Consider the following 21,396-nt stretch of genomic DNA (forward strand, 5'->3'; position numbering starts at 1 on the left):
TTCATTGATTTATTGAGAAAATTAATATCATATTAGGAGCGTTTATAGTAAAGGAGTATTTCTATGAACATACAAGTAGTTGTGAATACCGCGCTGCAGACTTTTGGAGGGCTGATTTCTTTAATCATAATACTATGTCTGGTTGTTTATCGTGAAAAGCAAAGCCGACTGGACAAATTGTACATAGAGATGCTGCTGTGTAACATTTTCCTGCAGATTGCAAATATATCTTCCTGGCTGTTTGACGGATGGCAGGGGATAGGGGGAGAATTGCTGGTCCGTTCTTCCAATCTGTTTATGTTCTTGTTTTCTTTCCTGCTGATTGGTACGTTTATCAATTATTTTACGGCATATATCGGGGAACGGGGCGGAGCAGTAACCAGAGAAGCCCAGACATGCTGGTTAATTATTGGCGTGGGAATTGTTTTATTGCTCATATCCCAGTTTGTGCCGCTGTATTACTTCATCGATGGGATTAATGTTTATCATCGGGGAAATTTCTACTGGCTTTCCAATGCCATAGGCATGGTGGCTATGCTTCCCGGCATTTGGATGGTGATAAAGTTTAGGCATATTCTGAACATTAAGGAAAAAATCGCTTTTTCTGCATATTATGTTTTGCCTCTGGCAGCTGCTGGCAGCCATATTTTTATTTACGGTGCAGTATCTCTCCACGTGGTTAACACTCTGGTTGCAGTCAGTATTTATATCTTGATTCAGGCAGAGCAGGCCAATCAGCTTAGTGAAAAGGAATTGGAGATCGAAAGAATTCACACCGCTATTATGGAGAAAGAACTGGAATTGCAAAAGAGCCGCATTTCCATTATGCTTTCCCAGATACAGCCACATTTTTTGTATAATTCATTGACCGGAATCAAAGATTTGTGTGATACGGAACCGGAGATGGCATCTAAAGCACTGGAACATTTTGCATATTTTTTACGGGGGAATCTGGACTCGCTGGCAGACACCAGACTAATTCCTTTCAGAAAAGAAATCGAGCATGTGAAAGATTATTTATATTTGGAAAAAATACGTTTTGAAGAAAAACTAAATGTAGAATGGGCATTGGAATATATGGATTTCCGACTGCCGCCCCTGACTTTGCAGCCGATTGTTGAGAATGCCGTGCGTTATGGCATTACCAAAAAGAAAGGAGGAGGCACCTTGGTGATACAAAGCCGCAAAATTGGAAATGATGTGGTTATTGATATTACGGATGACGGTGTGGGATTTGATGTGTATGAAACAAAGACAGACGGACGAACCCATGTCGGCATCGATAATGTACGGGATCGCCTGGCCATGCAGTGTGAAGGCTCACTCTTGATTGAAAGTGAGCGTGGAGCCGGTACCAAAGCGAAAATTATTTTACCACAGAAGGAGACAGAGGCATATGAAAATAATTGCCGTTGATGATGAACGCCGGGCATTAAATAGCTTTATCAAGGTGCTGAGGGAGACAGAGCCGGACGCAGATGTTACGCCGTTTACAGAAGCGGATGCGGCCTTTGCGTTTCTTGCAGACAACAAAGTAGATATTGCCTTTTTGGATATTGAATTGGATGGTTACAGTGGATTGGCGCTGGCTGAAAAATGTAAAGCCCTCTGCCCACAGGTTAACATTATTTTTGTAACCGGCTATTCCAAATACACGATGGAGGCTCTTAGACTTCATGCCAGCGGTTATTTGATGAAACCTGTCCGGGCAGAAGAACTGCGGGTAGAGCTGAATAATCTGCGGCATCCCGTCTCAATTAAAACAGCGCCCCTGATACGGGTACAGACATTTGGCAGTTTTGAAGTTTTTGCCGGGGAAAAACCGCTGAAATTCCGCTATACAAAAACAAAAGAACTTTTTGCATATCTGGTGGATCGCAAAGGTGCCAGTGCAAATACAGGAGAACTGTGTGCGATATTGTGGGAAGATAAAGAAGATACCCCTGCTATGCGCAGCCAGTTCCGCAATCTGATTTCAGATCTTATGAAGACTCTGGGGAATATCAATGCCGGTGATATCGTTATAAAGACCAGAAATAGTTTTGCTGTGGATACTGAGAAAATTGATTGTGATTTTTACCATTTGCTCAACCATAAAGAAGCAGCATTTAAGCTGTATATGGGACAATACATGACCCAGTATTCATGGGCAGAAACAACCGTTGGATATCTGGAGAACCGGATAAAAAAGATAATGTAAATCTATTGTAAAATTGCATATCAGTTTATTTAAAGTAAAACCCCCGAATGGATCATAATTCGGGGGTTTTGCTTGCGGTTTGCTTGCGGAAGCTGTTTTATAATAGATTTAGCAATCGGCATTTTAAAAGCGTGCAATCGGACGATATAAAAAATGAGATGCAATCAGATTGGAAAAAGATATATATCTGATATAGCTGCTATTCAAATGGTGATTTTACAAAATAGAAAAAAGGAGATGGTGAAATGATTAAAAAAAATAGAAAAAGGAGCATTGCATTTCTGACGGCAGTTATTATAATGGTGGCAATTTTCCCTTTAACAGCATTTGCTGCGGGATTATCTTCTTATTCAATCAGTGCCGGAAGTGTAAAGAACTGTAATTTTCCTTCTCACTGGGCGGGAGATGTGTTTACCTTTACTCCCAGTGTGACAGGATATTATCGTTTTTACTCCTACAGCAATACGGAAGGTGATCCATATTTTTATCTGACGAATTCCAGCGGTTACAATGCAGTGTACAATGCTCTTGCGAGTACCGGGTATAGGAATGATACCGCCAGGGATAACAGTCTCGTATATAATGATGACAGTGGTGGAGGAAGGGATTTTAGTCTGTCATATTTATGCTATGCAGGTCAGACCTACTATTGCTTTGCAACAAAATACAGTTCCGCTCAAACTACATACAATTTTCTTATTGATGGCCCTAGTTATAATACGGTAACATTAAATAAAAATGGAGGATCAGGAGGATCGAACTACTATTACAACAATGTTGCATACTGGCTGTATACAAATTCCTCATCTTCCACCAATTATATTACCCCGCCCACCAGGTCCGGTTACACTTTTACCGGATTTTATAATCAAACATCTGGCGGAACCCGGATGATTGACAGCAACGGCTACATCCGAAGCGGCAATTACAATGGAACCTTGTATGCCCAGTGGCAGCAAAATGTGTATACACTTACTTTTAACAATCAGGGAGTTGCAAATACCACGGCTACGGTAACCAGCGGAGCTTCTCTTCCGGGTTCAGTTACCCCGCCTAAAAGAGACGGTTATGACTTTACTGGATATTACACTGCGTCCTCAGGGGGAAACCAGTATTATACCAGCACAGGTGCACGAAACACAGCCACGGCCATGTCAGGAAATCTTACCTTGTATGCCCGCTGGATACCAAAACAGTTCAACATTACTTATGAGGGAATGAGTGGAGCGGCTTATGGTTCCAGTAAGCCTGGCACGCATACTTATGGGCAGGCAACCACTGTTTCAGATCCAACTAAAACTGAGCACACCTTTATGGGCTGGTCCGTTAACGGACAAAATACGCTGAACCGAAATCTGGTGTTGGGTGCAACTTCCTACACAAATAATATTACACTGACAGCAAACTGGAAAAAACAAACGGATGTATCAATTGAGGATACAGTGGATTTGCAGGCCAATACCTCGGAAAATAAAGCAGATCTAAACAAAGTCTTTGAAAATCCTGTTACCGATGCTGCTGCGGGAGTGACTTCAGATGAAATGTCAAACAATGCATCTGTGAAACTGACCCTCAAGGTAACAAATACCGTTGGCAGTCCTGCGGGAGAGACACAAATCAAAGAGGCAGCCCAGGGAGAGATCGTGAAGTTTTTCGATGCAAAAGTGGAAAAAACCATTACATCTCTGAGTGGGACACCTACTACAACGACCCTGAAAGAAATACCGGTGCGGATTGCAGTTTCCATTCCGCTTACCGGAGAGTTGGCAGATAAGGCCAGTTATTCGGTTTTCCGTTATCACACTTTCATGGATAAAAACAATCCGGTTGAGGAGATTCATCAGATCAGCAGTGATCCAAGAGACAGTGAGTACTATACTATAGAAAATGGAAATCTCATTGTTTATACCCGGATGTTTTCCACCTTTGCCATCGCTGCAGGAGAAAAGGTTATGACTCCGTCTCCTTCCTACAACGGTAATATGGCTGATGCCACTTCTGACATTGATGTCCAGGGACGTATTTCTCAAAAAGGTCTGGAGGCAGTCTACAAAATGGATATTTCATGGGGAAGTATGGTGTTTGATTTTACCATAGCAAAAGAGTGGGATCCTTATAACCATATGTATACCGGAGCTTCCTACAAATGGTCGGATGAGAGTTTTCTGAATGGAAACAACAAAATCACAACCACAAATCACTCTAACGCAGATGTTTTTGCAAACTTTACCATAGTGAAGGAGACAGGGCAGCTGGAGGGAGTGGATGTAAAGTTTAAAGCTGTTAATGCTGACACCAGTGATGCAGTAAACCCGTATTATATTCCCAAAGTTGCAGCAGAAAATGCAACGCCATCCAGTGTTGATACATATCTTTGGTTGTCAGGTACGCCACAAAATCTTCCGGGAGGAACACCGGCAACCGGGCAGGAAACAACGATTACTAAAGTGGGTGTAATCACTATGACAGTTACACCGGATGAAAGCGGCGGGTTGACTCCCAAGAGCTAAAAGGATTTACTATAATATAAGGGAGAGGTGAAAAAATGCAAAAAAACACCGGTTACGTTGGTGGGTTTGCTGCGTTTAACAACGGGACGATTGAAAATTCTTACAGTTATATAAAACTCAATGCAAAAAAGCAGATGAGTGCAGGTTTTGCAGGGGAAAATGCAGGTATAATTCGAAAAAGCCTGGCTATGTGTAAAATCAATAAAACCATGACAGGTGGTTTTTCAGGCAACAACAATGCTGAGGATTCCTGCTATTTTTTTCACAGTGAAAAAGAGGGCAGCAAAAAGCTGCAAAAGTTATGTGATCCTCACCACGGTCAGCGGCTGAAAACCGTACAAAGTGAAAAAGAAGCACAGGAGCTTGGATTTGATACCGAAGTTGTATGGGAGTATACAGGAGCGGAACCGCTCCTTCGCTTCCAGGCAGAGCATTGGTTCTATGAGGTAGCCCAGTCAACAACGACGGCTGAAGATATTGTAAAAATATCCACACCGGAAGAACTTTTTGATTTGGCAAAAAAAATCAATGAGGGAGATAGAGCGCTGGCTTCGGCCTATATCCAACTGGTCAACGATATTGATCTGGGTGGCAGGGAATGGACACCCATAGGCAGAGAACGAACTTTACCATTCCATGGGGTGTTTGACGGTGCCGGATATACCGTCAAAAACTTTGTAATAAAAAGCAAAGAGACAGAAAATAAAGGATTTTTTGGATTTCTAAATGGAGAGGTGTATAACCTCACAGTGGACTGCCATATCAAGGGTGGGAATGTGGCAGGCGGTATCGCCGCAATATGTGAGGCTGATGCTGTTATCGGCTGTTGTGCCGCAATCATAGAGCTCAGCGGCAAAAAGGGAAGCTACGGTGGTCTCGCAGGAAGAAACAGCGGCAGAATTTTCCACAGCTATGCAGCGGGAAAGATTACCTTTCTTGTGATTCCATGGATTTTCGGATTGCCAGTTTTACTGCTTCTGCTTTTCCTATTATTCTTCATTAAGAATCCAATTATTTTACCAAGTTTTGCTCCGGTACCATATGATCCAGACCAGGATCCCATACCGGGAGAAACCATTGAGCCTAATGCAGATGGAAATTTTGCGTCTTTCCAGTTTGAAGAACATATAGATGTAGACCTTGCTACGGGGCTATGTAAATTTGGATTCAAGAATCCGGGTAACTCCAATCACAATATTGTGATCCAACTGCAGTTTACCGATGAGCAGGCGATTCGTATTATGGGCAGTACCGGCAGGTCTGAGGAAGACCAAAAGAAATTAGATGATAATCCTGACTATGACCCGGCAGTTAACCGCATGATTATTGCGGAATCGGGTGCCATCCAGATCGGGTATCAGCTTGAAAACCTCAGGCTTGTAGAACAACCAAACGGCGCAGCTATCCCGCCAGGAGAATATAACGCGATAGTGTATCTGATGTTTTATGACATCGAAACCAACGAACGGGCAATGCTGGAATCGCAGCTTCCAGTTGTCATATCCGTCCACTAAAATTAAATTTATTTAGGAGGAATCATTATGTTAAAAAAATTAGCAAAAATTGCAATTATTACATGTTTAACAGCTTCTATGAGCATTACTGCATTTGCAGCTACAGGAGCAGAGGCCACCTCTCCGGCAGGTTCTGGTGAGGCAGGGGCAAGTACAGGTGCAGGCACAATTTCTAAAGCATCAGGTGCTGCTGACTTTACGACGGATGACGGTTTTGACGGTGAAGCAGCTGACAATACCGACATTAATGTATGGGCTAAAGTAACGGATAAAGGAACCATTGTTTACAAAGTTGATTTGGCTTGGGGAGCTATGAAGTTTGAGTACACCAGCGGAAGCGGAGTTTGGGATCCAGACACTCATACATATAACGGCGGGGCAGGTCAGGCTGAGTGGACTGAGACAGGATATCTTGATGGGACGAACAATAAACTGGATATAACCAATCACTCTAATGGAGGTATTGATGCAGGACTTGCTTTTTCACTTGCAGGAACACCATTTAATGCTAGCTCTATAAGTGACAATGCAGTTGTAGGTAATTTCTTTGCTACAAATGCAAATGCAGTTACCGCTTCCCAAAAATTGACTGGCACCTATAGTGCTGGAACAGTGTCTGCAGTAACAAACAGCATTGATAAGGTTCAGCTTCCAACTGCTGACAACAGTGGATCAGCTGCAGCAGGTACAGAGACAAAGGCCGAAGCATATTTTGCATTCAGCGGAACACCGGATGAGGGCAAAGGTGCAGAACTTGATAATTTCAAGAAGGTTGGCGTGATCACGGTTACCATCGCTCCCACACCAGCACAGGTTCCGTAGACAAACGATATAGTATGTATAAAAGAACGTTTGCCTTTAATATGATCATATTTTAAACGTGCTTTAGCACTGCTTTCCCTCTTGCGTATTGGACGGCGTGAGAACGAAAGCGGCATACGCTGCCTGTGACAGGGAAGGCGTGACAAAGTATAGGGATATTAGCTGCAATAAGGGCATGGCTCCGGCAAGAGTCGGGGCCCGTTTTTATAAGGGCATTGTCGGTGGCAGCAGTGCTTTTATAAAAGCGAATAGAGCAAAGCAGCATAAGAGAGGGGGGACGGGATGAAAATGCGTGAACAGGCTTTACGACCAAAAACAAGACATATTCAAAACAAAATAATTAAAATCAGCCTTATTGTGCTGGTTCTTTTATGCATAGGAGTGGTTGTTTATAACCGAAACTACAAGCCCGTTTTTGTTCCGCCGGATTTTGATCCGGCGGCTCAGGCAGGGGTGCCGGCACCTCCTAACAACATGAGTTACGGAGGAATCGAAGCTCCACAGGCATTCAAATTTTATATATCGGGAACCCTGTTTCAGCAGGAAGACGGAACGGTGCTGCAGTATCTGACCAATCCGGAAGACAGCGGGGTCAATCTGCTGTGTGAAATTGTAGATAAAAATGGTGAGGTGCTTTATAAAAGCGGACTGATTCAGCCGGGCTATTATCTGGAACGGCTGGATCCTATAAAGAAAATAAAAAATGAAGCGATTGAAGTGGATGTAAAAGTATATGCTTATGAACCAGAAACTTATTATAGTAAGGGAGTGATTTCTCTGGGTAATACACTGCAGCCATGGTAAACAGCAAGAAAGGGGAATCCTATGAAAGTCTACTTCAGGCGGCTGTCGTTGGCTTTGATTTTAGCAGGGTGTTTTTTTACCTCTGTTACTGTATTGGCAGCAGGTGACAATCGTGTGCACATTTATCTAAGACCTATGGGCGGTGGAGCCGGTACATCAGAAATCTATGTACCATATGGAGAGAACATGCCCCAAATAGAAATCCCGGTCAGACGAGGATATTCGTTCCAGGGATATTATGAAAAGGCGAATGGTCAGGGGAAAAGATATTATGATGAGTCGGGTAAGGCTCTAATTTCCTGCGATTTTTTAGAGACGTCTGCTGTCTATGCAGCGTGGCAGGTCAGAACCTATAAGATAATATATGAAAATATGGAACAGGCATCCTCTGGAACAGACAATCCTGTAACGCATACTTATGGAAAGACCACTGCAGTATCGGATCCTGCCAGAGAAGGTTACGAGTTCTTTGGATGGAGAATCAACAACAGTCTGACTGCATCAAAAGGTCTGGTTATAGGTGCTGTATCATACGATACAGCTCTCGTTTTGTCAGCTACGTGGAACCGGTCGAAACAGGTTACGGTTGTGGATAATGCCACAGAAACGGTTGTAATGGACAGCAATGATTTGCGAAGGGTCTATGAGCAGCAGGTGGAGGATGCCAGAAACGGTGTTACGGCAGACGATATGGATAGTGATGAAATAATTCTGACCATGTCAGCCCGTGATGCCGGAGAATTGGATGAGGGGGCTTCTGATATTATTCAACTGGCTCAGGGAGAAGTGATTAAGTTTTATGATTTCAGTGTGACGAAATCGGTAAAAAAACAGTCGGATAGTAAGGCAATCGTAACCGGGCTGAATCAGATACCAAATACCGTGCAAGTACAGATTACGCTTTCTCCGGAGATTGGCCAAAGGAGCGGATACAGAGTATACCGCTATCACAACGGTGCAGCCGAGTTGATTCCAGACGGGCCGGTGGCTGATCCTACCGACCAGACCGAATACTTTGAGTATGCAAAAGACAGTCAAAGCGGGGAAACCATTCTTACCATACATACGAGACGTCTGTCTACTTATGCCGTTGTAGGGAACAGTAAGATATTACCGGATCAGACCACACAGCTGACATCGGGAGGAACTGCCGAGTTGGATGTACAGACCAGAGTACTGGAAGGCGGTGACGGTGCCGTTTATAAAGTTGATATTACCTGGGGCGGCATGGAATTTGAATACTCGATCGGGAAGATGTGGGATCCGGATGAACACCGCTATTCCAGCATTGTGTATGACTGGCTGCCCCACGGATTTGATGGCAGTAATAACAGAGTTACGGTCTACAATCATTCCAATGCGGATGTTATGGTTGATATAGTGACGCTGCCCTATGAGTTACCTGGGGTTGATATACTGCTCAACCGGGAAAATGCAGTTCAAAGTACACCGGCCACGGCGCTGCTGCTATCCAGAGTACCGGCGGAGTCGGAACCGGCACCTGCCGTGAGCGGTTATCTGAGACTGGTAGGCACACCCAGCAATCTGGAATTTGAAACTTCAGGAAGTCCCAATGAAAACGGATATATTAGAATAGCAAATGTTGCAGTGACCATTACCTATAAGGGAGGTCCCCGCACACCAAAGAACTGAACAGAGATGTCTTTGAGGCGTTGCGTATTTTGTTGACGTCTCTAAGGCATCTTTTTGATTTTGTGCTCAGTGATTCACTGGAAGTGGATTTCATACTGGAAACAGTTAAGAAGCTGATTGAGGAGCATGGCATCTCACTGCATGCAAGTACCATTGTCCATTTGGGTCAGGCGGAAAGTTCTGCTTTTACTGAAGGAGGAAGATAAGCGTCCGGTTATCCTGATTAATTCAAAAATAGTATTGACTTTCACGCAACGTGATAGTGTAATATTAAGATAAGAATAGAGAGAAATATTCGCCGGCAAATTATTTCTATACTATTTCTTAATTATTTCCAGGAGTTGATATAACTATGAGAACGATAAGCCAGATTGCTAAATTGACAGGAGTAAGTATACGCACATTGCAGTACTATGATGAAATTGGACTTTTAAAGCCAAGCGAAGTAACATCATCCGGTTATCGGTTATATAATAATGATGCTTTAGAGCGATTGCAACAAATTTTATTTTTTAAAGAAATGGATTTTAAGTTAAGGGAAATCAAAGAATTTGTAGAAGATCCCGGGTTTGACAAAATCGAAGCGTATAAAAAACAAAAGAAATTACTAAGTTTAAAACGTAATCGGCTGGACAAACTGATAGAACTTCTGGGTAAACTGGAGAAAGGGGAACAGTGTATGAGTTTTAAAGAATTTGATTTGAGTGAATATATAGATGCCTTGGAGCAGTTTAAAAAAGAAAAGACAGAGGAGGTTATTAAATATTGGGGCAGTTTGGAAAAGTTTAATGAGTTCATTCAAAAAGTGAAAGACGACCAGACAACCTTAGCCCCAATAGCAATTAAACAATTTGGAAGTGTTGAAAAATATACGGAAGCGATGAAATACAACCTGGAGCATTTTTCAGAAATAATGGAGCAAATGAAAGTACTTGAGGAAAAGAAAGATGACATTCTGAAAACAAATAATGATTTATATGAAAAATTGACCGCAGACTTAACCAAAGATCCGGCTTGCGATGAAATACAGGACATACTTTGTGAAATCATGGATATGTTCAAGGTGACTGGTTTTGAGGTAGATATGGGCGAAGGATATTGGGATATGGTGATAGAAAGTTATTCACAGGATGCCATAAGACAAATTACAGATGATAAATATGGAGCAGGTGCATCCGATTTTATTGTTAAAGCAATGCAGAGTTATCTTCATAAGCAGTAATCAGCTCTTTTATTTACCTTCAAGTAAGACACTTTTTAGTTTATCAGGCGTGGCTAAAGTGGTAATATATATACCAGGTATGTTCATTATCGTCATAAAATTCTGGACATAACATGTTCCTAATATATTTGCGTATGAGACAAGGAGAAAAATGGAATTTTATCAAATATATAAACCATTAACAGCCACCCCTTTCAAAAAGGATGAAACATATATTGAAATAGAGCCTTGTGATGCTTTAAAACCCTATATCAGGTGCTTTTGGGGGACAGAGAGACCGATAATACAGCCAAAAAGCGATATGGCTGTCAGCGGCATCGTGACACCCGATACATGTATGGATATTATGTTTGACATAGATTATACAGATAATAAACTTAAAAATAACTTTTCCGGGATAAATAACAGTTCTTTTCAAATATGCTCACAGCCTGGTACTGTAAAACGAATATCTAAATTTGCAATTCGTTTTTATGCCTGGGCAGTAATTTTATTTTCCGAAGAGTCTATGGTTGATGCTAAAAATATGTTTTGTGATGTAGGATACTACTTTTCTAAATTAAAGAAATTACTGGAAAACAGATTGTTTGACACAGACAGCCTGACGCAGCGCAAAGCGATTGCAGAAAATTATCTGCTGGAAAATTATCATCCGGAACGCATAAATCATATTGTCACAGATGCATTATTTGAAATTTTCCTGAATAAAGGAAATATAAAGACCTTGCAGCTTGCCAGAGAAGTTCATATCAGCAGCAGACAGTTAGAACGGTTATTCAAAGAGAATATCGGAATATCCCCAAAACAATTATCTTCGATAATCCGGTATCAATATTTATGGAATGATATAGTGAAATGCGGAAAATTTGATGTATTACATGCCCTTTCTAAATATCATTATACGGATCAGTCTCATTTACTGCATGATTTTAAACGTTTTCACTCTATGTCAATTCAGGAGGCCAAAAATCTCGCATTAAAGGATGTCGCTTTTTTACAAGAAAATGAGAATGGAATAAAATATAATATATAGAGGTAAGAGGCACATCAGCAAATGTCTGAGAACCAGATGTAACTTTGTAACTATATAACAGATGTACAGCCCTGGTTGAATTGGGACAGGCATCACCGCAGGCAGGCCTGTGATATGCAGGAGGTATAAATATGAAGAAAGCAGATAAGAATCACATAGAAGTATGGATGCATAGAAATGCAAGGGAACTGGAAATGACAAGATGGAATTATTATTTTGCAAACGGAAGTAAGGAAGAGATAGTAAATGCAATTATGTATTTTCAAAATGAGGATGGCGGTTTTGGGAATGGGATTGACCCGGACAACTGGAATACCAACTCCTTACCTTATGGGACATATTATGTTTTGGAGATACTGAAGGAAATCGAGTTTGATGATATCCAGCATCCAATTTATGCAGGTATTATAAAGTATCTGGAATGCCACAGTAATTTTCCGGATGGATGGATTTTTACAGTTCCTTCCAACGAGAAATATCCACATGCCAGTTTCTATAATTATGATGATGCATATAACAAAATAGAAAGCAGAGGGATTGCTTTAAGGTTTTGTGCATTTATCATTGAACACTATCCGGAATCGTCCATTTATGCACAGGTTTTGGAAATGACAAAAAGATTGATCGATGGATTGACTGATGAAAATCTGGGAGACATGGGCCCCAATGGATATATATCCTTAGTAAGTGCAATGAAAAATGTGCAATTAGATGGATATGATTATGACAGATTAGAAAACAGGCTGAAAGAAGTAGTGAATAAATCTATTCAGAGAGATCCTGCGCAGTGGCCCTCTTATGGTTATCGACCATCAGATTATATAAAATCCAAAGATAGTATATTTTATTTAGATAATAAGGATATTGTGGAAACAGAACTGGATTTTCTGGTAGATACACTGCCGCAGAATGATGTATGGCCAATATCCTGGTCCTGGTTTGAAAACTATGAAAAATACCCAAAAGAATTTGCAGTCAGTGAAAATTGGGCAAAAGCTTATAAAGCTATAGAAAAAACAATGTTTCTGAAAAGATTCGGCAGATTGAATCAGTAAAAAACAAGGTCAAATATAACTAACAGTGAGGTGGCAGAAGCTGCCTCACTGTTCGTTATGGGCGTTATTATAAGGATAAGCAGCAGTTTTTTCTGTCTCTGTTTTTGCAAGATTGTTAAGCGAAAAAGTTGATGGAAAGAAAAATATATGAAAAAGTTGATGGAAGGAAAAATATGTATGTAAAAAAGTTAGTGGGAAGAGCATAAATGTATAAATCGGATGGTGGCAGTACAAGATATACAGTAAGTATATTATGTATTATGAAAGGATGATACTGTCTGATAAATTTATCTGCCGGTATCCTTAGGATTGATGAGAACAAGAATTATAGATTTCCATACACATTTAGGTGACATTTTTCATGAGAATAAGAATATAAGCTTTAAAGCACCACAGCATTTACCAAAATATAAGGACCCTTTCAAAGAACTGGGAGAAGGAGGTTACCGGGCACCGCTTATCGCAGATGATCCGGATGCCTTAAATACTTTAATTGATGCAGGACAATTCCGTATCTGGGAAAAAGGGAGTTTACAGTCTGTCCGGGAGGAGATAGAACGTAATCGAATGGATTATATGGTATCTCTGCCGGTTCTTCCCAATACCAGTTTTGAAGAAACGCTTGCAGCATCAAAACTAGAGCCCAAAATTCTTCCATTTACCAGCCCGGATTTCTCTCTTCCAGTGAAAGAAATGCAGGAAAAACTAAGAGAGGATATCAGGATGGGAGCAAGGGGATTAAAACTTCATCCGATTCTGCAAAACGTAAAATTAACGGATAAGCGGACTTATGCTGCGGTTGAGGTTTTTGGAGATTTAAAGCTTCCGGTAACTGCACATTGCGGGGTAAATGATTATTATAAACCGGGCAGTCCCTATCAGAATATTGCACCAAAGGAGTATGGAGCCCTTCATTATATGCTTGCGCTGATTGAACGGTATCCCCAGTATATTTTAATTCCGGCTCATGCGGGTGGAGAATGTGGAAAAGAGTATCTGGAACTGGCGGATGCAGTTAGAAAACATAAATGGAAGCATGTATATACCGACACCTCGTTTAAGGGAACTGAGGTAATAAAAGAATTAGTTGAATTGATGGGAGAGGACAAGATTCTGTTTGGGACGGATTATCCGTTTGGTGAAGCAGAATCCTCGATTGCACTTTGCAGGGAAGCGTTTTCCGGTAAAGAAGATGCTGCGGATAAAGTTTTTTACCGGAATGCCGCTGCGCTTTTAGGTATCATGGCATAAGTTTTTCTCGGGTTTGGAATTAAAAAATGACTGCATAAAGGACTGGGATAATTAAGGCGGGCAGCATATTGCCCACCCGGAATTTCTTGCCAAATGCAATATTAATTCCTACGCAGAATATCAGTGCGGATCCAATATACGAAAGATTGGCAATCAGTTCTTCTGCTACAAAATATCCCGCGAAGTGCGCCACCAGTGTGATGCATCCTTCATATACCAAAATGGCAAGTGCAGAACACATTAATGATTTCCCCGAACAGGCTGCCAAGAACCAGGGAAAAGATCAGCAACATGCTGCCTTTGGTTTCGATCATGCCGTTTTGAAACTGCAGCATTCCCTGTAATGTGCCGCTGATACCTATGAATATGGTAGCAACTCCGCAGGCACACATGAGAGAAGCCTGCAGTTCTTTTTTTATACTCTTGTGCAGGAAAATACCGATTCCGCTTCCGGCAATGACGGCGATGGTGTTGATTAGTGTACCAGTACCAAACATGAAAGTAATCCTCCAGCTTCTATAAATGTCATAAGGAAGATTATAACATCAGTTATGGTGTTTGGAAAATATTTTTTAGAATATGCATATAAAAATTTTATAGTTTCTTTTGGAAAATATTATTTTTGAAGGTGGTATATAAGGTTTATCCATACTATAATCATAGAGTAGGTAACTTAGTGAATTGTTGTGCAATGCTTACTTAGCAGCATTTAAGAGATAGAGTCTGTTTGAAAAATTGCCCGAATTGAAACGGAATTTTATAACCGGGATTTTCAGACACACTCTGAAACGGAGGGATACATAATGACGAAAGAACAGATGGCTGTATTTGAACTAATCTGGAATTTAATAAATGGGAAAACTGATCATAGTAAAGTTGAATTTGCTCCGCAGAAGATACCTTTTTCAGAGGAAGCACCCTATGAACAGGCATTTCAGAGGGCAATTCCGGAAACACAGGGAATTTCATCTGCAATGATTGGGGATCTGCTGGAGGAACTGGCAGGAAATGACGGGATCAATATGCATCATATTATGATACTGCGAAATGGTTATGTCATAGGAGAGACCAGTTTTGCACCCTACATTCAGGGGATGTGGCATATCACTCACTCCATGTGCAAGAGCATTACCGGAATGGCAGTGGGAATGCTGATTGCAGAAGGCAGGCTGGAATTGGATGACCGGGTTCACGATATTTTCGAGAAGAAAAATATACTGGGATTATTCCGTCAGAAAAATATTACGGTTCGCAATCTGCTCACTATGTCCAGCGGTGTTGTCTACAATGAGGCTGGGGCACTGGCTGGAAATGAATGGGCGAAAAGTTTTCTGGAGTCTTCCGTAAAAGGAACACCGGGTACAGTGTTTGACTATAACAGTATGAATACTTATATGCTGTCCGCCATTGTGACGGAAATAACGGGGGAGACACTGACGGAATATCTGACGCCGCGACTTTTTGAACCACTGGGAATTACAAAGTTTTTCTGGGAAACCTGTCCGAAAGGGATAACGAAGGGGGGCTGGGGACTTTTCCTCATGCCGGAGGATGCTGCCAAGCTTGGACAGTTGTACCTTCAGGAGGGCAAATGGAATGACCGCCAGATAATTCCGGCTGCCTGGGTGGAGGAATCTACAACGAAACAGGTAGATACGCCGCCGGAAAAAGGTGGTTATGGATATGGTTATCAGATATGGATGGGAGGGAGACCGGGAAGTTTTCTCTTTAATGGGATGCTGGGACAGAATGTGATAGTTTATCCGGATCTTCAAATGGTGATCGTAGTCCATGCGGGAAGCAGGGAACTCTTCCAGAAATCTACCCTAATGGATGTGATTGGCAGGTATTTTGAAAATGATTTTACCCCGGCTGAGAATAAGGTGAGCGTCACTGCAGAAGAAAATGCCAATTATTCCAGACTTTTAAGTATCCGCAAGTCACTGGGAGGAGCAGGAACGGATCTTCCGCTGATTGAAAAAGGTGGATGGAAACACCGCCGTATACAGAAGCAGAGAAGACTGCCAAGGCAGAAGCTTGTACCGGATGACAGACAATGGGCAGCCGGCAGAGTTTACGGGATGGAACAAAAACATGTGGGACTGGCGCCGTTAATCATTCAGGTGATGCATAATAACTATTCTGAGGGCATTACGCAGATGGGATTTTCCCTGGATAATGGGAAATTTTATTTGGAAATACAAGAGGGTTCTGACAGCCATAAGATTGAAATCGGGTTTCATGGGGCCAGAACCACGGCGGTAAAGTTCCATGAAGAAGAGTATCTGGTTGGGGCAGAAGGCAGATTTACAACAGATGAAGAAAACCGCAGGGTATTGCGGATCTGGATTACCTTTTTAGAAGAAGCAGTAAGGCGGGAAGTGAAATTTTACTTTCAGGACGAAGAAGTGGAAATTCGCTGGGATGAAGCGCCGGGTAAAGATGTCATTTTAAAAGGCCTGGATTCATTTGCAGCTATGCCTGCAGATAATCTGATAATTAATAATCTGAGAGGGATGGTAAATCCGGAATTGTTTTATTATCTGATCGGACGGACCATTCAGCCTGTGGTGAAAGGACATTTGTTACAGACGGAGTCTGGATGCTAGTACTACAGCGTGTCTGAAAGTTCATTCCCGCCATCTGCAGGAACCACTTACGGCATATTTGCCCCGGATTCAGGTTACGTAGCCCGCTACGTGCCCTTCATCCGGGATAAATATCCCACAAACTGTGACGATGCTGCGATTTTGATATCAGGGAAAGTAGTTATACCGGATTATTCAGTTGGTACCGGATCATTCCGCCCTTTTCTTCATAGCCGGTATGCCATAACTCACGGAGGGAAAAAACAGTTGCTTTACCATAGGAAGCAGCTGTTACCAGTACATCGGATTCCGACTGTTCATATCCAACAAGCAAAAACCAGTGCCAGGAAAAATCTTTAAATTTACAGTCTGTATGCTTCAGCATAAGATAGGGAATAGGGTATCCCTGATCTATAAGGGCAATAATAAAGGAAGCTGCTTCGTCATAAGAATGATCTCCGGAAAATCCTTCCATGGAGATAAAATCTCCTTTTCCCAGACTTTGCAGGTATTTACAAAGACCGTCCATATAAATTGTCAGTTTTTTTATACCTCCGGCTCTTGGACGAAGATAAGTTTTCATCTTCATGGCAAAAGCTTCATAGTCTTCTTTGGTTATATGGCTCACATCAAAGGGATAGAGATCCCTGACATCCCGGTGCAGTGCGAAATAAATGCAGCTGTCACAGGCGGTAGCAGCAGCACATCCGCCCATGTGCATGAGAAAATTGTGGAACCAGTCCTGGTTACCGCCAAAAGAGTCTCCAATATTAAAATAGGGCAGTTCTTTTTTCATAGCAGTCATCCCTCCTCTTTCCATTGTAGAATGAATTTTCTAACATCTTTAGTATAGGATATACTGTTTTTCATATTTTAGTTCTCAATAAATGTTTTTTAGAGTATTTAAGTTATTATAACAAAAACCAGTGTTTTTATGATTTCCTGCTTCAATACATCGTAGTCGATATAGGAATGCTTATGAAATGCTTTTTCATGGCAGTATGCTTCTACCAGGTTATAGGCAATATGGATCTTTTCATCCGGATCTTTCAGATTCAGGTTACTTTTTTTCGCTGCGGCAACAAAGAGCTGCATGATCTGATCCTCTAATGACATCCAAAGGCTGGCTTTTTCCTCATCAGAACTAAGTAGCGTATTCAGGTCATTATGAAGAATACCGAGACCTTCATGAATTTCACTGAGTTCATCTAGTAATTTATCGAGAAAAGAAATGAAGTTTGTCTGATCTATATTTTTTTCTACAAATTCCCGAACCAGCGGTTTAAAGCTTTGATCTACAATCTGGTTCATTATTTCCAACACAAGATCCATTTTATTTTCAAAATAACGGTAAAAGATGCCGGTGGATACGCCAGCCTCTTTGGCTATGTCAACAGCATTTACATGATAGTATCCACGTTCACGCATCAGATCCAGCCCGGCCTTCATTAAACGATTTTTTTTATCAATAGAACGTTGCTGGACAGGGGTTTTAATTACATCACTCATTTAACAAAGCCTCTCTTTACAAGATAATATGGTACTTCTGTATAGTATAACCGCTTAAGAACAGGTTGTCAAATAAGGTGAAAAAAGTTTCAGGTTTTATTGACAAACGGTTGCCGGAGTGGTAGAATTCAAAACATGAAATATATTTCAGGTTTTGAATATGGATATGGAATATCCATGGAGAGGAGGAATTTATGAGCCGGTTAATTGCATTTGAAGAGGTAGTGAAAAGTTATCCCATTGGAGAGAAAGTGCTGTTTGCTGCCAATCATTTGAATTTTACCATTGACGAAGGTGAATTCGTTATTATTCTGGGACCCAGCGGGGCGGGAAAATCTACCCTGTTAAACCTTCTGGGAGGTATGGATCATGTGACCAGCGGAAAGATCGTAGTAGGTGAGCGGGAAATATCAGAACTGAAAGCAGAGGAATTATCGGAGTACCGTGCAGAGGATGTTGGATTTGTATTTCAGTTTTATAATTTAATTCCTGCATTGACTGTTTATGAAAATGTTGCCCTTGTAAAAGAAATTGCAAGGGAAAGCCTGGATCCCGGTGAGATGCTGCAGTCGGTGGGGCTTTTGGAACATCAGGATAAGTTTCCCGCACAGCTGTCAGGAGGAGAGCAGCAGAGGGTTTCCATTGCCAGGGCAGTGTGTAAAAATCCAAAGATGCTGCTCTGTGATGAACCTACCGGAGCGTTGGATTCTGAAACAGGCATTTTGATTTTGTCCCTTCTCCAGAATATGAGCCGGGAACATAACAGAACAGTTATTATTGTAACCCATAACAGTGCCCTGGCTGAGGCGGCTGATAAAGTGATTCGGATTAAAAATGGGAAGATCCGCAGTGTCACAGTCAATGAGAATCCAAAGTCCGTAAGTGAGGTGGAGTGGTAATGCTGTTTCGAAAAATGCTGCGGGATATGAAAAATAATAAAATGCAGTTTATTTCCATTGGGTTAATGACATTTTTGGCAATTTTTGTTTATGCGGGAATTGGAAGCGAATGGTACACTTTCCAAAAGGGAATAGACAGTTACTATTCGGAAACGCATCTGGCGGATATCTGGCTTTACGGAAAGTCATTTACGGAAAGTGATGTCTCCAACTTGCGGAAAACGGATGTTGTAACAGATGCCTCAAAGCGTCTTTATCTGAAAGGTACAGCTGATTTAAGCGGAGAACCGGAGCTGGAGATTTTGCTTATGGATGAGGATAAGATTTCTTCCTGTAAAGTGATTCGCGGGGAAAGCTTTGATCCTGCCGCCGACGGGATATGGCTGAGTGATAAATTTGCAGAGACAAGAGGACTTGCGGCAGGCGATACCCTGGATATGCAGGTGGAAGGTATTGTGATCAGTAAAAAAATCCTGGGAATTATGATAAGCCCGGAATATGTCTATGCTTCTGCGTCTTTTGACAGCATGGCAAATCCGGAGAATATAGGGGTTGTGTATGGCGGAATGGATTTACTGCCTCAGGGATTTCCCAAAGTTTACAATCAGATTGCGGCACTTCTTAGCACAACGGACTATCAGAAAGCAGAAGAACAGATTGAGAAGCAGCTGGATGGTACATACAATGTATTTTTATCCAGAGATGGACAGGGAAGCTATCAGCAGTTCCGGGAAGAAATATTGCAGAATAAGGCAATGGGGGATTTGTTTCCATTTGTATTTATTGCAGTGGCATTGCTTACGATACTTACCACTATGAGCAGAATGATTAATAATCAGAGAACACAGATTGGAACTTTAAAAGCGCTGGGATTTAAAGACAGGAAAATCATGAGGCATTTTATCTGTTACGGGACAATTCCTTCACTGGCGGGGGCTTTGCTCGGCTTAATTCTGGGACCGGTTACCCTGACACCTTTGTTTTTTCAAATGCAGTCTGGCATGTATTCCCTTCCTCCGCTTACGGTTATCTTACTGCCCCAGGCAGTTCTTATGGCGGCAGCAGCAGTGGCTGCGTGTTCCCTCGTAACCTGGCTTGCCTGTAATAAAATCTTAAAGGAAAAGCCGGCGGATGCACTGCGGACGAAGCCGCCGAAGATTTCGAAGCATATGTGGTTTGAACAAACCGCGTGGTGGAAGCGGACCGGATTTGACTTCCAGTGGAATTTACGGGATACGCTGAGGAGTAAGGTAAGAAGTATTATGGCAATTGTGGGTATTACAGGGTGTATGAGCCTGCTTACCTGTGCACTAGGAATGGTTGATTCGCTGAACAATATTAATGATTGGAAGTATGGGCAGCTCACCCAGTACCGGAACAAGGTTTTACTGACAGAAGATTTGACGGCTTCGGATATGCCCTATCCGGGAGAGACCATCCAGGAGGGCAGTATTGAACTGCGCGCTAATGGAATTAAAAAAACAACGGGAATTACGGTTTTAGAACCGGAATCCAGTCTTACTGTTTTTACGGACAGCAGAAGGAATGAACAAAAGCTTCCGGTTAATGGAATTTCTATCAGCTTCCATATGGCGGATATCTTAAATGTGGATGTGGGAGATGAGGTCTCATGGCATCTCTATGGGGAAAGCAAATGGGTGGAATCGAAAATCAAAGCAATATACCGGGATCCGGTGGCGCAGGGAATTACGTTATACCGGGATTACTTCGAAGAACAGGGCGGCAATTACCAGCCCACTTCATTTTTAACAAAAGCTAATATAGATCCGGATGCTGTTTCTTACACGGTCTGGAATATTGAAAGACTGAAGTCCTCTGTTACAGAAATGATGGATACCATGTATTCGATTATCTACATTATGGTTGCGGCGGCAGTTTTAATGGCGGTTGTAGTACTTTACAATCTGGGAGTACTTTCCTTTACGGAGAAGCTGAGGGAATTTGCGACCTTGCGGGTACTTGGATTTAAATCTGAGAAAATACGTCTACTAATGCTGCGTCAGAATATATGGCTTAGTGCATTGGGATTAGTCCCGGGATATTTATTGGGAAAATGGATTATTGATTTGATGTGCGGGATGCTGGGAGACAATTTTGATATGATGACGAAGATTAGTATGCTCAGTATAGGAATCAGTGTTGCCATAACGATGATTGTTTCCGTGGGAGTGAATATATTATTTTCCAGGAAAGTAAAAGATATTGACATGGTAAGTGCGTTAAAAGGCGCAGAGTAGAGGAGAGATTGCGATGAAAAAAAGGAATAAAGCAGCGGATCATTCTTTTTGGAAAAATACTTGACTCTCCCCTTAAGG

19 protein-coding genes and 1 pseudogene are annotated in these 21,396 nt (G+C 41.8%); 16 read left to right on the forward strand and 4 right to left on the reverse strand.

Annotated elements, in window-relative coordinates; translation table 11 throughout:
- Positions 1-63: 63 nt before the first annotated feature.
- The 12 genes from CD03_RS0110570 (at position 64) to CD03_RS0110630 (ending at position 14,064) form a co-directional block, all read left to right on the forward strand.
- Positions 64-1,416, forward strand: coding sequence for a sensor histidine kinase (locus tag CD03_RS0110570; protein WP_027293604.1), 1,353 nt, complete (start codon positions 64-66; stop codon positions 1,414-1,416).
- Positions 1,397-2,200, forward strand: a complete 804-nt coding sequence (locus CD03_RS0110575; RefSeq protein WP_027293605.1) for a response regulator — start codon at positions 1,397-1,399, stop codon at positions 2,198-2,200. The genes CD03_RS0110570 and CD03_RS0110575 overlap by 20 nt, the downstream gene beginning before the upstream one ends.
- A gap of 245 nt (positions 2,201-2,445) precedes the next feature.
- Entirely contained in the window at positions 2,446-4,710 is a 2,265-nt protein-coding gene (locus tag CD03_RS0110580) for an InlB B-repeat-containing protein (RefSeq protein WP_027293606.1), read from the forward strand.
- 35 nt (positions 4,711-4,745) lie between these two features.
- Positions 4,746-6,224 carry a hypothetical protein gene (locus tag CD03_RS0110585; RefSeq protein ID WP_027293607.1) on the forward strand — a complete coding sequence of 493 codons (1,479 nt, stop codon included), beginning with the start codon at positions 4,746-4,748 and terminating at the stop codon, positions 6,222-6,224.
- A gap of 27 nt (positions 6,225-6,251) precedes the next feature.
- On the forward strand, positions 6,252-7,046 hold the full coding sequence (locus CD03_RS35970; RefSeq protein ID WP_027293608.1) for a hypothetical protein: 795 nt from the start codon (positions 6,252-6,254) through the stop codon (positions 7,044-7,046).
- A 139-nt stretch (positions 7,047-7,185) separates the two neighbouring features.
- Positions 7,186-7,332, forward strand: coding sequence for a hypothetical protein (locus CD03_RS38240; RefSeq protein WP_197041655.1), 147 nt, complete (start codon positions 7,186-7,188; stop codon positions 7,330-7,332).
- On the forward strand, positions 7,329-7,850 hold the full coding sequence (locus CD03_RS0110600) for a hypothetical protein (RefSeq protein ID WP_027293609.1): 522 nt from the start codon (positions 7,329-7,331) through the stop codon (positions 7,848-7,850). The genes CD03_RS38240 and CD03_RS0110600 overlap by 4 nt, the downstream gene beginning before the upstream one ends.
- A 21-nt stretch (positions 7,851-7,871) precedes the next feature.
- A complete protein-coding gene (locus tag CD03_RS33165) occupies positions 7,872-9,503 on the forward strand; it encodes an InlB B-repeat-containing protein (protein WP_081820215.1) in 1,632 nt (543 codons plus the stop codon).
- A gap of 352 nt (positions 9,504-9,855) precedes the next feature.
- The gene (locus CD03_RS0110615; RefSeq protein WP_027293610.1) at positions 9,856-10,725 is read left to right on the forward strand and encodes a MerR family transcriptional regulator; all 870 of its coding nucleotides are present in this window, start codon (positions 9,856-9,858) and stop codon (positions 10,723-10,725) included.
- 151 nt (positions 10,726-10,876) lie between these two features.
- Positions 10,877-11,758: a helix-turn-helix domain-containing protein gene (locus CD03_RS33170; protein ID WP_044289298.1), complete on the forward strand. Its 882-nt coding sequence runs from the start codon at positions 10,877-10,879 to the stop codon at positions 11,756-11,758.
- Between the two features lie 131 nt (positions 11,759-11,889).
- A complete protein-coding gene (locus CD03_RS0110625) occupies positions 11,890-12,813 on the forward strand; it encodes a hypothetical protein (protein WP_027293611.1) in 924 nt (307 codons plus the stop codon).
- 312 nt (positions 12,814-13,125) lie between these two features.
- Positions 13,126-14,064, forward strand: a complete 939-nt coding sequence (locus tag CD03_RS0110630; RefSeq protein WP_027293612.1) for an amidohydrolase family protein — start codon at positions 13,126-13,128, stop codon at positions 14,062-14,064.
- 19 nt (positions 14,065-14,083) lie between these two features.
- On the opposite strand, the gene CD03_RS39925 is transcribed toward CD03_RS0110630, so the two are convergent.
- Positions 14,084-14,305 carry a DUF554 family protein gene (locus CD03_RS39925; protein ID WP_027293613.1) on the reverse strand — a complete coding sequence of 74 codons (222 nt, stop codon included), beginning with the start codon at positions 14,303-14,305 and terminating at the stop codon, positions 14,084-14,086.
- Complete coding sequence (locus CD03_RS38545; protein ID WP_027293614.1) at positions 14,274-14,561, reverse strand: DUF554 family protein; 288 nt, start codon at positions 14,559-14,561, stop codon at positions 14,274-14,276. The genes CD03_RS39925 and CD03_RS38545 overlap by 32 nt, the downstream gene beginning before the upstream one ends.
- Positions 14,562-14,867: 306 nt before the next feature.
- Here CD03_RS38545 and CD03_RS0110645 point away from each other — a divergent pair, with 306 nt between their 5' ends.
- Together CD03_RS0110645 and CD03_RS39930 are read left to right on the forward strand one after the other, a co-directional pair.
- The gene (locus CD03_RS0110645; protein WP_027293615.1) at positions 14,868-16,673 is read left to right on the forward strand and encodes a serine hydrolase domain-containing protein; all 1,806 of its coding nucleotides are present in this window, start codon (positions 14,868-14,870) and stop codon (positions 16,671-16,673) included.
- Between the two features lie 9 nt (positions 16,674-16,682).
- A pseudogene (locus CD03_RS39930) lies at positions 16,683-16,790 on the forward strand (DUF6783 domain-containing protein); the annotation flags it as partial.
- A 43-nt stretch (positions 16,791-16,833) separates the two neighbouring features.
- Here the strand turns inward: CD03_RS39930 and CD03_RS0110650 are convergent.
- Together CD03_RS0110650 and CD03_RS35975 are read right to left on the reverse strand one after the other, a co-directional pair.
- Positions 16,834-17,448, reverse strand: coding sequence for a hypothetical protein (locus CD03_RS0110650; protein ID WP_027293616.1), 615 nt, complete (start codon positions 17,446-17,448; stop codon positions 16,834-16,836).
- 107 nt (positions 17,449-17,555) lie between these two features.
- Positions 17,556-18,161, reverse strand: a complete 606-nt coding sequence (locus CD03_RS35975; protein WP_052377756.1) for a TetR/AcrR family transcriptional regulator — start codon at positions 18,159-18,161, stop codon at positions 17,556-17,558.
- Positions 18,162-18,355: 194 nt separating this feature from the next.
- On the opposite strand from CD03_RS35975, the gene CD03_RS0110660 reads away from it, so the two are divergent.
- Both CD03_RS0110660 and CD03_RS0110665 read left to right on the forward strand, forming a co-directional pair.
- Positions 18,356-19,060 carry an ABC transporter ATP-binding protein gene (locus CD03_RS0110660; RefSeq protein WP_027293617.1) on the forward strand — a complete coding sequence of 235 codons (705 nt, stop codon included), beginning with the start codon at positions 18,356-18,358 and terminating at the stop codon, positions 19,058-19,060.
- Entirely contained in the window at positions 19,060-21,318 is a 2,259-nt protein-coding gene (locus tag CD03_RS0110665) for an ABC transporter permease (RefSeq protein ID WP_027293618.1), read from the forward strand. The genes CD03_RS0110660 and CD03_RS0110665 overlap by 1 nt, the downstream gene beginning before the upstream one ends.
- Positions 21,319-21,396: the final 78 nt, after the last annotated feature.

The sequence above is a fragment of the Robinsoniella sp. KNHs210 genome (assembly GCF_000686105.1).
GTDB classification, from domain to species: domain Bacteria; phylum Bacillota; class Clostridia; order Lachnospirales; family Lachnospiraceae; genus Robinsoniella; species Robinsoniella peoriensis.